This window comes from Marinobacterium sp. NO-S09, assembly GCF_059179545.1.
Genome location: NZ_CP168954.1, coordinates 336,780 through 350,584 on the forward strand (window position 1 = coordinate 336,780; position 13,805 = coordinate 350,584).

Annotated in this window: 11 protein-coding genes; 6 read left to right on the top strand and 5 right to left on the bottom strand. The window is 55.3% G+C overall.

Features of this window, described 5'->3' with window-relative positions; all coding sequences use genetic code 11:
• Positions 1 to 10: 10 nt before the first annotated feature.
• Positions 11 to 1,459, top strand: coding sequence for a TrkH family potassium uptake protein (locus O3C79_RS01720; protein ID WP_010324461.1), 1,449 nt, complete (start codon positions 11 to 13; stop codon positions 1,457 to 1,459).
• Here the strand turns inward: O3C79_RS01720 and O3C79_RS01725 are convergent, their stop codons facing one another.
• Positions 1,460 to 2,359: a lysophospholipid acyltransferase family protein gene (locus tag O3C79_RS01725; protein ID WP_494384574.1), complete on the bottom strand. Its 900-nt coding sequence runs from the start codon at positions 2,357 to 2,359 to the stop codon at positions 1,460 to 1,462. It abuts the gene before it with no gap.
• A gap of 163 nt (positions 2,360 to 2,522) precedes the next feature.
• On the opposite strand from O3C79_RS01725, the gene glyQ reads away from it, so the two are divergent.
• The 3 genes from glyQ (at position 2,523) to O3C79_RS01740 (ending at position 6,383) form a co-directional block, all read left to right on the top strand.
• The gene (gene glyQ / locus O3C79_RS01730) at positions 2,523 to 3,488 is read left to right on the top strand and encodes a glycine--tRNA ligase subunit alpha (protein WP_010324463.1); all 966 of its coding nucleotides are present in this window, start codon (positions 2,523 to 2,525) and stop codon (positions 3,486 to 3,488) included.
• Positions 3,489 to 3,490: 2 nt separating this feature from the next.
• The gene (gene glyS, locus O3C79_RS01735; RefSeq protein WP_494384575.1) at positions 3,491 to 5,539 is read left to right on the top strand and encodes a glycine--tRNA ligase subunit beta; all 2,049 of its coding nucleotides are present in this window, start codon (positions 3,491 to 3,493) and stop codon (positions 5,537 to 5,539) included.
• A gap of 268 nt (positions 5,540 to 5,807) precedes the next feature.
• Entirely contained in the window at positions 5,808 to 6,383 is a 576-nt protein-coding gene (locus O3C79_RS01740; RefSeq protein ID WP_010324465.1) for a glutathione S-transferase family protein, read from the top strand.
• Between the two features lie 59 nt (positions 6,384 to 6,442).
• On the opposite strand, the gene gyrB is transcribed toward O3C79_RS01740, so the two are convergent.
• The 4 genes from gyrB to dnaA are packed head-to-tail and all read right to left on the bottom strand — an operon-like array spanning position 6,443 to position 12,797.
• A complete protein-coding gene (gene gyrB, locus O3C79_RS01745; RefSeq protein WP_076465597.1) occupies positions 6,443 to 8,863 on the bottom strand; it encodes a DNA topoisomerase (ATP-hydrolyzing) subunit B in 2,421 nt (806 codons plus the stop codon).
• Positions 8,860 to 9,969 carry a DNA replication/repair protein RecF gene (gene recF, locus O3C79_RS01750; RefSeq protein WP_494384576.1) on the bottom strand — a complete coding sequence of 370 codons (1,110 nt, stop codon included), beginning with the start codon at positions 9,967 to 9,969 and terminating at the stop codon, positions 8,860 to 8,862. Before recF ends, gyrB begins: the two co-directional genes overlap by 4 nt.
• A 47-nt stretch (positions 9,970 to 10,016) precedes the next feature.
• Positions 10,017 to 11,123: a DNA polymerase III subunit beta gene (gene dnaN / locus O3C79_RS01755; protein ID WP_010324468.1), complete on the bottom strand. Its 1,107-nt coding sequence runs from the start codon at positions 11,121 to 11,123 to the stop codon at positions 10,017 to 10,019.
• 30 nt (positions 11,124 to 11,153) lie between these two features.
• The gene (gene dnaA, locus O3C79_RS01760) at positions 11,154 to 12,797 is read right to left on the bottom strand and encodes a chromosomal replication initiator protein DnaA (protein ID WP_494384577.1); all 1,644 of its coding nucleotides are present in this window, start codon (positions 12,795 to 12,797) and stop codon (positions 11,154 to 11,156) included.
• 461 nt (positions 12,798 to 13,258) lie between these two features.
• On the opposite strand from dnaA, the gene rpmH reads away from it, so the two are divergent.
• Complete coding sequence (gene rpmH / locus O3C79_RS01765) at positions 13,259 to 13,393, top strand: 50S ribosomal protein L34 (RefSeq protein ID WP_010324470.1); 135 nt, start codon at positions 13,259 to 13,261, stop codon at positions 13,391 to 13,393.
• 37 nt (positions 13,394 to 13,430) lie between these two features.
• The gene (gene rnpA, locus O3C79_RS01770) at positions 13,431 to 13,799 is read left to right on the top strand and encodes a ribonuclease P protein component (protein ID WP_010324471.1); all 369 of its coding nucleotides are present in this window, start codon (positions 13,431 to 13,433) and stop codon (positions 13,797 to 13,799) included.
• Positions 13,800 to 13,805 lie beyond the last annotated feature (6 nt).

A 13,805-nucleotide genomic window follows, 5' to 3' on the forward strand; every position in this document is an offset into this window, starting at 1 on the left:
GGCTCTGTCGATGCACTTTCAAGTGATTCTGCGCATTCTGGGTATCCTGCTGATGATCTTCAGCATTACCCAGCTGCCGCCGCTACTGGTCTCGGCCTACTATCAGGACGACACCCACTGGGCCTTTATTACCGCCTTCATTATCACACTGACCACCGGCTTTATTATCTGGGTACCGGTGTATGCCGTGCGTCAGGAACTGAGTATTCGCGACGGATTCCTGGTCACGGTGCTGTTCTGGACGGTACTGGGGGTGTTCGGTTCGTTGCCGTTGATGCTGTCGGAACAGCCCGGGCTCAGCGGCGTCGATGCCGTATTCGAGTCCATATCCGGCCTGACGACGACCGGGGCAACGGTCATGACAGGGCTGGACCAGCTGCCGCACTCCATTCTCTACTACCGCCAGCAGCTCCAGTGGCTGGGCGGTATGGGTATCATCGTACTGGCCGTGGCGATTCTGCCCATGCTCGGTATCGGGGGGATGCAGCTGTATCGTGCGGAAGCGCCTGGACCGGTGAAGGACAACAAGCTGACGCCACGCATCACGGAAACGGCCAAGGCACTCTGGTATATCTACCTGTCCCTGACCATCGCCTGTGCCGCCGCATACTGGCTGGCGGGCATGACGCCCTTTGACGCCATTGGTCACAGCTTCTCGACCGTCGCTATCGGCGGATTTTCCACCCATGACGCCAGCATCGGCTACTTCAATAACCCCACCATCGAGATGATCGCCATCTTCTTCATGGTGATCGCCGGCATCAACTTTGGCCTGCACTTTTTCGCCTGGCGTCATCACACGCTGCTGCACTACCTGCAGGATCCGGAGGTCCGTTTTTACCTGTCGCTTCTGGGCCTGATCACGCTTTTGACACTGTTCGTACTAGTGATAACCGAAACCTATCCAGCCGTTGAGTCGCTGCGCAAGGCTGCCTTTATGGTGGTCTCGGTTGCTACGACCACCGGCTTTGCCACCGCAGACTTCGCCCACTGGCCCGCCATGCTGCCCTTTATGCTGTTTGTGCTGGCCTTTGTCGGCGGTTGTGCCAGCTCCACGGCGGGTGGTATGAAAGCGATCCGCATCCTGTTGATCCTGAAGCAGGGCTACCGCGAGATTTTGCGCCTGATTCATCCCAACGCGGTGATTCCGGTCAAGCTGGGGCAGCGACCCATTTCAGACCGAATTCTGCAGGCTGTCTGGGGCTTCTTCTCGGTGTATCTGATCGTGTTTGTGGTGATGCTGTTGGCGTTGTTAGCCACGGGCCTGGACCAGGTCACCGCCTGGTCAGCGGTCGGTGCCACACTGAACAATCTGGGCCCGGGCCTGGGTGATGTCTCGGCGCATTTCGGCGGCCTCAATGAGACCGCCAAATGGATTCTGTGCTTCGCCATGTTGCTGGGGCGACTGGAGGTGTTCACCATGCTGGTCCTGTTCACCCCCGCCTTCTGGCGCCGCTGATTACTTATAGAAGCGCGGCTCATCCTTACTGGGGCGGGTATTGAAACGGCGGTACTCCCACTGGTACTGCTCCGGAAAGTCTCGCACACAGGCTTCCATAGAGCGGTTCATGGCAGCAGCGGATAGTGCCAGATCCTTGCTGTTGATGTCCGCTTTCGCTTCACGAAAGTAGAGATCAAACCCCTCTGCATCCGGCAGCCGCTTGCTGTACGCGCAGAGCACTGTAGCGCCGGTTTGCGCCGCCAGTTGCGGTACCAGCTTCATGGTGAGGGCATCGATGCCAAAGAAGGGTGCATGAATACCCCCCTTACGATCAGGCTCCTGGTCCGGCAGTATGCCCACCATTTCACCTTTCTTCAGTGCCTTCATCACCATACGAACCCCGCGACTGTCGGCCGGAGCCATTCGAGTTCCCAGGCGGGCACGCATCTTCTTGATCAGATCATCCATCAGTTTGAGGCGAGGAGGCTTGTACATCGCCGTGAAAGTGTAGTGGTTAGCCAGATAGAGATTGATCAGTTCCCAGTTGCCCAGATGAGGAGCGATCAGAATAACTCCCTTGCCCCGTGCCTGGGCTTCCTGCAGCAACTCTTCATTATGGATATTGCGTACCTTCTTCAAGGTTCGCTTCGATGACCAGAACCAGGCCATGCCCATTTCACACATGACACTGCCGGTATGCTCCAGACTTCTCTTCATCAGCTGCTCCCGCTCTGCCTGAGACAGTTCCGGAAAGCACACATCGATATTGCGGCGTGTCTGGCGCACCATCTGGGAGCGGTCACCCTTGTTCCAGAGGCGACGTCCCACCCAGCGACCCAAAGCCTGAGCTGCGCCCAGGGGCAATAATGACAACAGCCCCAACAGCATAACCGCCAACAGCGATTTAATCAGTTTCACAGCCAAGCTCCCTTCATTTACGCGTATGACACAGGATTATAGTCAGTGCCGACACGGCGGTTAAGAGGGGAGGCTTTCACGCCAGATTTTCCCCTGAGGGTCAAGCTTTACCCCCTCCAATTCATGTATAATTCGGCTCTTATTTCGACCACATTCAACAGCAATGGTGATTTCTGTGACTGACAAGGTGACTCCAGACGTTAGCACATTCCAGGGACTGATCCTGGCCCTGCAACAATACTGGGCCGAACAGGGCTGTGTCATCGTGCAGCCACTGGACCTGGAGGTAGGTGCAGGGACCTTCCACCCGGCAACTTTCCTGCGGGCAATCGGACCCGAGACCTGGCGCTCGGCTTACGTGCAGCCCAGCCGCCGTCCGACCGATGGCCGCTACGGCGACAACCCCAACCGCCTGCAGCATTATTACCAGTTCCAGACTGTACTCAAGCCTTCACCCGACAACATTCAGGAACTGTACCTGGGCTCCCTCGAGCGTCTGGGCATCGACCTGTCCGTGCACGACGTGCGCTTCGTAGAAGATAACTGGGAGTCCCCGACACTGGGTGCCTGGGGTCTGGGCTGGGAAGTCTGGCTCAACGGCATGGAGGTGACTCAGTTCACCTACTTCCAGCAAGCAGGTGGTCTTGAGTGCTACCCGGTGACCGGTGAAATCACCTATGGTCTGGAGCGTATCGCCATGTACCTGCAGGGCGTCGACAGCATCTATGACCTGATCTGGACCCGCTACCCGGATGGCAGCGTTGTTACCTATGGCGACGTGTTCCACCAGAACGAGGTGGAAATGTCGACCTACAACTTCGAGCACGCTGATGTACCGGCCCTGTTCGGCAACTTTGACCACTATGAGTCCGAGTGCCAGAAACTGCTGAAAGCCGGCCTGCCGTTGCCGGCCTACGAGATGGTGCTGAAGGCGTCACACACGTTCAACCTGCTGGACGCCCGTCACGCCATTTCCGTTACTGAACGCCAGCGCTACATCCTGCGTGTCCGCACTCTGGCGCGTGAAGTAGCCCACGCCTATTTCGAAGCCCGCCGTAAGCTCGGCTTCCCCCAGGCACCTGAAGCGATCCGTGCTGAAGTCCTGGCTGCCTGTGAGGAGGAGAAGTAATCATGTCACAACACGATTTTCTGGTTGAGCTGGGCACAGAAGAACTGCCTCCCAAAGCACTGCCAACCCTGTCCGCTGCCTTTATGAATGGCATCACCGCGGGCCTTGATGCTGCCGGCATCAACTATACCGAAGCCAAGCCTTATGCCAGCCCGCGCCGCCTGGCTGTACTGATCACCAATATCGATGCTCAGCAGCCTGATCGCGCCATCGAAAAGCGTGGTCCCGCTACCCAGGCCCCCGAGAAGGCGGTTCAGGGCTTTGCCGGTTCCTGTGGCGTCAGCGCCGACCAGCTGGAAGTCATGGAAACACCCAAGGGCAATTACTATGTCTACCGTGGCGTGGAAGCAGGGCAGAGCACTGCGTCTCTGTTGCCGGGTATCATTTCAGAATCCCTGAACAAACTGCCGATTCCCAAGCGCATGCGCTGGGGCGCGTCTCGCACCGAATTCGTTCGTCCGATCAAATGGCTGTGCATGCTGCTGGGTGACGAAGTGGTTGAAGCCGAAGTACTGGGCCTGAAAGCCGGTCGCAAGACCCGTGGTCACCGCTTCCACTATAACCATGATATTGAGCTGATGGCCCCCGCTGACTATGCCCAGGTACTGAAAAATACCGGCAAGGTTCTGGCGGATTTTGCCGAGCGCCGTGAACTGGTCCGTGAGCAGGTTAAACGTGAAGGCGAACGCCTTGGTGGCATCGCTCAGATTGATGAAGACCTGCTGGACGAAGTGACCGCGCTGAATGAATGGCCCGTTGCTCTGACCGGCCGCTTTGAAGAGCGCTTCCTGGAAGTGCCGGCGGAAGCCCTGATCTCTTCAATGAAAGAGCATCAGAAATATTTCCACGCGCTGGATAAAGACGGCAAGCTGATGCCATTCTTTATCACCCTGGCCAATATTGAATCCAAGGATCCGCAGCAGGTCATCGAAGGTAACGAAAAGGTTATTCGTCCTCGCCTGGCTGATGCGCTGTTCTTCTTTGAGACCGACAAGAAGCACCCGCTGGCTAACCGTATTGAGAAGCTCAAAAGCGTGGTTTTCCAGCAGCAGCTGGGTACCGTTTTTGACAAGACTCAACGTATCGAAAACCTGAGTGCAGCCATTGCTGAACTGATCGAAGGCGATGCCGATATGGCTCGTCGCTCCGCCCAGCTGAGCAAGTGCGACCTCATGACCGACATGGTATTCGAGTTCACCGACCTCCAGGGCCTCATGGGTTACCACTATGCGCTGCATGATGGTGAAGCTGAAGAAGTCGCGCTGGCCCTGAACGAGCAGTACATGCCGCGCTTTGCCGGCGACGAACTGCCCACTACCAAGTCCGGTATCGCACTGGCTATCGCTGATCGCCTGGACACACTGACCGGCCTGTTCGGTATTAACCAGCCACCAACAGGCTCAAAAGACCCGTTCGCACTGCGTCGTGCCGCCCTGGGTGTGCTGCGTATTATTGTTGAACACAAACTGGATCTGGATCTGCACCAGCTGCTTAGCATCGCTGCTGAACAGCACGGTGACTTGCCGGGTAGCGAAGGCCTGGCCGACCGCGTGCTGGACTTCATGCTTGAGCGTTTCCGTGCCTGGTATGAAGATCGTGAGATCAGTGCTGAGACTTTCCTCTCTGTTCACGCACTGCGCCCGACCAGCCCGCTGGACTTTGACCGCCGTGTTCAAGCCGTAAGCCACTTCCGCAACCTGGCAGAAGCAGACTCCCTGGCTGCCGCCAATAAGCGTGTAAGCAACATTCTCAGCAAGCAGCAGGCTGACGTGGCTGCCGATATTGATGAGTCCCTGCTGTCGGAAGATGCCGAGAAGGCACTGGCGACTGCCATTACCAATATCGAGTCTGAAATTCAGCCGCTGTGCGAGCAGGGTGACTACCGCTCGACACTGGAGAAACTTGCATCCTTGCGCGCGCCTATCGACAGCTTCTTCGATAACGTCATGGTTATGGCCGATGATTCAGCTGTACGCGCCAACCGCCTGGCACTACTGAAGCGTCTGCGCCGCCTGTTCCTGGGTGTTGCTGATATTTCTTTGCTTGGCTAAATAACGCACCAGCTCCGGCTAACCTACTAAAGCCCCGTGCTCCTTTATGGACGCGGGGCTTTTTTGTTTCACGTGAAACACCCCCTATCTTTGTCTTCCGCGCACAATCCAGTTGATAGATGTTCCACGTGGAACATTGTTCGATATATTCCAAAAGTATGAACGCTGAGATCGTATTTAACTATTATTCCAACCCGACCGTCTGACCTATACTCGAAGTTAAAAAGTGATATGTTTCACGTGAAACAAACCCAGAAGGACAGAGGCAATGGAACTGATAGGATCCAGTACATCACCGTTCGTGAGACGAATACGGATACTTTTGGCAAACACACAACATACCTATACAGAACTCGACATCTATGCAGGTGGGCGCAACGCCCTGGCACAGCAAACACCGATTATGAAAATTCCGGTATTGGTTGATAAGGGTATGCATCTCTATGACTCCCGAGTCATCGCCCGTTATCTGCAACAGGAACACGGATTGGGAAGGCCACTCAACTGGGAGGAAGAGAACCAGCTCACGCTCATAGACGGCGCCCTGGACTCACTGGTCGTGCTGCTACTAAGTCAACGATCAGGGTTGGATACGGAAGCTGATGCCATGTATTACAGGCTGCAGAGGGAACGAATCAGCAGTACATTGAATGCACTGGAAGAAAGCCTGAACCAGGGGCAATTCACTGAGTGGAACTACCCTGGCATCTGCCTTTACTCGCTCGCCGACTGGGCCAGCTTCCGCGAGCTAATTGAACTTAACGACTACCCGCAACTACAACAGTTTCGAGAACGCTTCTGTGGCAGAGATGAAGTCCTGGCCACAGACCCAAGGAGCGCCTGAACGAAAGACACAAAAAAGCCGCTCAAGTGAGCGGCTTTCGCTATGGCGTCCAACGAGCATCAGATATCCAGATTGGATACGTTCAACGCATTCGACTCGATGAAGTTGCGACGCGGCTCAACTTCATCACCCATCAGGGTAGTGAACAGCTGATCAGCGGCAATCGCATCATCAATGGATACCTGCAGCATACGGCGGGCATCAGGATCCATGGTGGTTTCCCACAGCTGATCCGGGTTCATTTCACCCAGACCCTTATAGCGCTGGACAGCATTGCCGCGACGCGACTGATCCAGCAGCCAGAGAATACCCTGGCCGAGTTCGGTCAGGCTGAAGCGACGTTCACCACGCTGAAGGAAGGCGCCATCATCCAGCAAGGACTGAAGCTCAGAGCCCAGCTCAACAATGGTGGCATAGTCACGTGAGCGGAACAGCTCGACATCCAGCACATAGTCAGTGTCCACGCCATGCTGAACAATCTTCACCTCCGGCAAGAAAAGACTGTGTTCACGGTCTTCACGCAGGGTGCAGGAGTAACGTTCGCCGCCATCAACATAGTTGGCCAAAGCATCACAAAGCTTGGCAGACCAGGCTTCAACCGTTTCCTTCACCGCCAGATCTTCAAGGCTAAGCGTCGGCAGATAGAGCAGGCGCTTGAGCACTTCCAGCGGATAGACGCGACTCAGTCGCTGGCAGATACGCTCAACCTTGCGGTAGCGGGTAATCAGCGACTCAAGAGCCGCACCCGAGATAGCAGGTGAGTCTTCGCCCGGGTACAGGCTGGTACCGTCCAGCGCACCTTGCAGTAGATGGTTATCCAGCGCCTCGTCATCCTTGAGGTACTGTTCCTGCTTGCCTTTCTTGATCTTGTACAGAGGCGGCTGAGCGATGTAGATATGACCACGCTCGATCAGCTCCGGCATCTGACGGAAGAAGAAGGTCAGCAGCAGGGTACGGATGTGAGAGCCGTCAACGTCGGCATCGGTCATGATAATGATGCGGTGATAGCGCAGCTTGTCCGGGTTGAACTCCTCACGACCAATACCACAGCCCAATGCCGTAATCAGCGTACCGACTTCAGCAGAGGTCAGCATCTTGTCAAAGCGGGCTTTCTCGACGTTCAGGATCTTACCCTTCAGCGGCAGGATAGCCTGGGTACGACGATCACGACCCTGCTTGGCGGAACCACCCGCAGAGTCACCCTCCACCAGGTAAAGTTCAGAAAGAGCCGGATCCTTTTCCTGACAATCCGCCAGCTTACCCGGCAGGCCCGCCACATCCAGCGCGCCTTTACGGCGTGTCATTTCGCGAGCCTTGCGCGCCGCTTCACGGGCACGGGCGGCATCAATCATCTTCTGAACAACAGCCTTGGCGTCCTGAGGGTTCTCCAACAGGTACTCATTGAGGAACTGTCCCATCATCTGCTCAACCGCCGTTTTCACCTCAGAGGAGACCAGCTTGTCTTTGGTCTGGGAGGAGAACTTGGGATCCGGCACCTTAACCGAGATGATCGCGGTAAGGCCTTCACGGCTGTCGTCACCACTGGTGCTGACCTTGCCGGTCTTGTTCAGCTGTTCAGATTCAATGTAGTTGTTCAGGCAACGTGTCAGTGCGGTACGGAAACCGGACAGGTGCGTACCACCGTCACGCTGCGGGATGTTATTGGCGAAGCAGTGCAGACTTTCCTGGAAGCTGTCATTCCACTGCATGGACACCTCAACACCCACACCGTTTTCATGCATGGCGTTGAAGTGGAAAATTTTGTTAACCGGTGACTTGTTCTGGTTCAGGAACTCAACAAACGCAGCAAGACCACCTTCATACTCGAACACTTCTTCACGGCCGGAGCGCTCGTCCTTCAGTCGAATACGTACGCCGGAGTTGAGGAAGGAGAGCTCTCGCAGGCGCTTGGCCAGAATATCGTACTGGAACTGGATATTCGTGAAGGTTTCTTCAGACGGCTTGAAGCGCACGATAGTACCGGTCAGATCGGTTTCACCCACAATCTTAAGCGGTTCTTCAGGCACACCGTGATGATAGATCTGCTCATGCACCTGGCCAGCACGACGTATGGTCAGTTTGAGGTCTGAGGAAAGGGCGTTTACAACAGAAACACCCACGCCGTGCAGACCACCGGATACCTTATAGGTATTGTCATCGAACTTACCGCCGGCATGCAGCACCGTCATGATAACTTCAGCCGCTGACACACCTTCTTCTTCGTGAATATCGGTCGGGATACCACGGCCATTATCGGAAACCGTAATGCTTTCATCCGGGTGAATAATCACCCCGATTTCAGAGCAGTGGCCCGCCAGCGCTTCGTCGATACCGTTATCAACAAGCTCAAACACCATATGGTGCAGGCCGCTGCCATCATCCGTATCGCCGATATACATACCCGGGCGTTTACGGACGGCATCCAGCCCCTTCAGTACCTTGATACTGGACGAGTCGTAATCTTGGTTTTCACCACTCATTCTTGATCTCCTGGCGCACCCCTGTGCGTTAACGTACCGGACTCCACCCTGAACAGCGCAACATCCGTCTCCGGCTGCCAGATCCTGCTCAGGTAGGCGGGATCCACGCAGGTAATGAAGCACTGATTGGCGCTCGCCTGCAGGAATTCACAAAACTGCCGACAGTGACGCTCATCGAGCTCTGACGGCAGGTCATCGATCAGATAAATACAGGCGCGGTTACTCAAACGGTGAAACAGCGCGCCCTGGGCCAGTCTGAACGCACTGACCACCAATTTTTTCTGTCCGCGGGAAAGGCGATCAGCGGCGTTAAGTGTACCGACCTTGAATCTGAGGTCGGCCCGCTGAGGGCCCAAACTGGTAAAGCCCTGACGCAAATCGCGCTCGAAACTGTCATGCAGCAGCGCTTCAAGCCCCTTGCTTTGGTCCCAGCCCGGACTGAACAGAAGGCGAACCTCGATACCCTGCAAGAGGGCACTCAACGCCGCTTCAAAATCCGGTTTGAGCTGGTCAATATAGGCATGTCGCAATGCCGTCATCTGCTCGGCATATTGAATAAATTCAGCGTCCCAAACCCGCCTGACGCGAGGGTCAATTTTACCACATTTCAGCAGTGAATTCCGCTGCTTAAGGGAACGTTTAAAACCGCGCCACTGGTGGATAAAAGCGGGATCGGCATGGAAAGCCCCCCAGTCCAGAAACTGCCTTCGCACACCGGGCGAGCCATCCAGCAGATCAAAGGTGTCACTGTTTATCACCTGGATCGGCAGCAACTCGGCCAGGTCAGTAGCCCCCAACGAACTGCCGGCGTAACGAGCACGTACCTGTCCATCCAGATGACGCTCAACGCCGAGTGGTTTGGCCTGACCGGTCGCCAGAGGATCTGCCTGAGCAAATACCAACGCCTGCTCCTGGCCCTCACTGACCAGATGCTTGAACTGGCTGTTACGAAAAGAGCGGGTCAAACCCAGAAAATGGATCGCCTCCAGTACACTGGTTTTGCCACTGCCGTTTTCACCATAGAGGATATTGATCCGACTCAACGGCGACAGGCTGACATCATCCAGGTTACGGACGTGCTGAATCTTGAGTTGCTTGAGGGGCATGAAGAGGGGATTGGAGCCCCTTGATCGGCAAGGGGCCCCAGGATGCACTACATGCGCATCGGCATGACGACGTAGAGTGCATCGGGTTCATCATAGCCCTGGATCAGGGCACTGCTGTTGGAGTCCAGCAGAGTGAAGCGCACCACATCGGAGTTAAGGATCGACAGCACATCCAGCAGGTAGTTGACGTTGAAGCCAATCTCCAGAGGACCACCCTGATAATCCACGGCAACAGTCTCTTCCGCTTCTTCCTGTTCAGGGTTATTGGCCATTACCTGCAGGTAACCGTTGTTCAGTGTCAGGCGCACGCCACGGTATTTCTCATTGGAAAGAATGGCGATACGACTGAATACCTGACGCAGCTCCTGACGGTCGCCCAGCAGCTCCTTGTCACCATTGCGCGGAATCACGCGCTGATAGTCCGGGAACTTGCCGTCCACCAGTTTGGAGGTGAAGGTAAAGTCGCCCACATTGGCCCGGATATGGTTTGCACCGATCACCAGACGCACATGCTCGTCGCCGCCCTGCAGCAAACGCGCCAGCTCCAGGATACCTTTGCGCGGAACGATAATCTGCTGCTGTGACGCCGTATCGGTCTGCACGGTGTTGACTGCAGTGGCAAGACGGTGACCGTCTGTAGCAACGCTGCGCAGCTCACCATCTTTCACTTCCAGCAGCATGCCGTTGAGGTAATAGCGAACGTCCTGCTGGGCCATGGAAAAACCGGTCTGCTCGATCAGGCGACGCAGGGCCGACTGAGGCAATTCCAGCTCAAAGGTTTCCGGGCTGTCTTCCACATTGGGAAATTCATGTGCCGGAAGAGTGGACAGACTGAAGCGGCTGCGACCTGACTTGATCATCATTTTCTGACCAGACAGCTCAAGTTCGATACGCGCATCGTCAGCCAGTGACTTACAGATGTCCATCAGCTTGCGAGCCGGTACAGTGACCGAGCCGGCTTCGGCAACGGGCTCATCCAGCTGCACACGGCCGACCAGTTCCACTTCCAGGTCGGTGCCGGTCAGTGCCAGTTGCTCACCTTCTGCGACCAACAGGATGTTGGACAGCACCGGCAGAGTCTGACGGCGTTCCACAACACCAGCTACCAGCTGCAGTGGTTTGATGAGCGCTTCGCGAGATATAACAAGTCTCATGATTCGGGCTACCCTGTTCAGGTCCTTTCACTACGCCGTCAGATGACGCAGCAGGTTTTTGTAATCTTCAGCAATATCGGTGTCGGTTTCGCGCAATTCCTTGATCTTGCGACAGGCATGCAGCACCGTCGTATGATCGCGCCCCCCGAAAGCGTTGCCGATCTCCGGCAAGCTGTGGTTGGTCAGCTCCTTCGCCAGGCTCATGGCCATCTGGCGAGGGCGCGCTACCGAACGACTGCGTCGCTTGGACAGCAGGTCGGCGACCTTGATCTTGTAGTAATCCGCCACAACCCGTTGAATGTTATCAATACTAACCTGTTTATCCTGTAACGCCAGCAGGTCCTTCAGCGATTCCTTAATAAAGGGCGTATTAATGGCATTCCCGGTAAAGTGGGCGTTGGCGATGACGCGCTTCAGCGCGCCTTCAAGCTCACGCACATTGGAGCGGATTTTCTGCGCCAGGAAGAAGGCAGCATCATCCGGCAGATTAACCTGGGCTTCCTGCGCCTTTTTCATCAGAATGGCAACACGGGTCTCAAGTTCAGGCGGCTCAATCGCAACCGTGAGGCCCCAGCCGAAACGTGACTTCAGACGCTCTTCAACACCGTTGATCTCTTTCGGATAACGGTCACTGGTCAGAATCATCTGCTGACCGCCTTCCAGCAGGGCGTTGAAGGTATGGAAGAACTCTTCCTGTGAACGCTCCTTGCCGGCAAAAAACTGGATATCGTCGATCAGCAACGCATCAACGGAGCGGTAGTAACGTTTGAAGTCGTTGATTGCATTGAGCTGCAACGCCTTCACCATATCGGCCACGAAGCGCTCGGAGTGCAGGTAGACGATACGGGCATTGGGATTACGCTTGAGCATCTCTGTACCCACCGCATGCATCAAGTGCGTTTTACCCAGGCCCACACCACCGTAGATGAACAACGGGTTGTAGGAACCGCCCGGGTTATCCGAGACCTGCTGAGCAGCAGCAAGCGCCAGCTGGTTGGACTTACCCTGAACAAACGACTCGAAGGTGAACATTGGGTTGAGATTGGACTGATGGCGAACACCGCCTTCAACCTCAACCCGACGACCACCCGGTGCACTGACAGGATGTTCCGGCGCCGTTTCAAACTGATCAAAGAAGCCCATTTGTGGCGTTGCATCATCTGCAGAAGCAGGCTCGACCGCCGGCCCCTGACCGGCAAATGAAGGCGCAGTAGGTTCAGCCGGCGCGGGCATCTGCTCGGCTGCCTGCATGACAGGAGCAGGTGCCTGGGTCGCTTGCAGGCTGTCGGTATGGTTCAACACCGTATCCGGAACCGGTGAAGGAGCAGGGCGCTGGGGTGCAGGTGCCGTCGCAGGCTGCATATCAGCCGTGCGCTGCTGACGCATGCGAGACATACCCGTACGAGCCCGTGGCGCAGCGGCAGAGCTCCCACCGGAAACTTCCAATCGCACCTCAGTGTTCATGCTGCCGGTCACTTCGCAGACGGCCTGTTGAATGCGGGCAAGAAACTTGTCGGCCACCCAGTCACGCACAAACCGGTTGGGCGCCATCAGCACCAGCTCGGACGCCGAGCAGGTTCCGGCCTGCAACGGTCTGATCCAGGTGTTGAATTGCTGGGACGGGAACTCCTGTTGCAGCGAGTTCAAGCACTGTTCCCAAAGGTCAACCGACATCCATTAAGCTCCCAAGCGTAAAGCCTGCCAACAAATATGCGCGCAGTAAAAATGCTACTGCCAGCATTCTACCTGCTGAAGCAACGGTTATCCACAATACTCGGATATTTTTTTACCACCCCCTGAATAACTTTCTGCAAGGTATGAAAAAACAGCCAAAAAAGCCCCACAAATGACAAAAAGCAGGTTTGAAACAGCTTCTCCGCATGGTTATCAACATGCTAATAGCTTTGTTTTAAATGGATATTTATTAATTACTAACAGAAAACACGGATCTAAGGTGGCTTTTTATTCTTCTACTCCTCGAATATGTAAGCCGGGCCTGAAAGTCTGAATTTCTTTGTCTCAAGGCCAAAAAGTGTTTGCAAGATAACCAGTAATTCCTTAGAATTTCGCGTCTTGATTTTTTACCCGTGGATATCAGCCACCTCACGTACATCAGTGTAAGTAGGACTGAGGCAATGAAAAGAACATTCCAACCCAGCGTTCTGAAACGCAAACGTACTCACGGTTTCCGTGCTCGCATGGCCACCAAAAATGGTCGTCAGGTTCTGAACCGTCGTCGTGCAAAAGGTCGTAAGCGTCTGTCTGCCTAATATCAGACTTTGCATCTGCATAAGGTCGCATGACTGAATGACCGATTTCCGATATCCCCGCCGGCTACGTCTGTTAACCGGCGGGGATTTCAAGCGCGTGTTTGATCGTGCTGACGTTAAAGTACCAGACCAGCGCCTGCTGATACTGGCCCGCCCCAACAATCTGGGTCATCCCCGGATTGGCTTCGTCATATCCAAGAAAAATGTCCGTCGGGCGGTGCAACGTAACCGTGTTCGGCGTATCATTCGCGAATCCTTTCGCCTGCACCAGCATCAACTTCCGGCACTGGACATGATCATTCTCGCCCGCAAGGGTCTGGATGAACTCGACAATGCGGATGTGCATGCAATGATCAGGCGGTGCTGGACCCGCGCCGGCAAAAAAGCCCGAAAGCTCACACAATAAACTGAT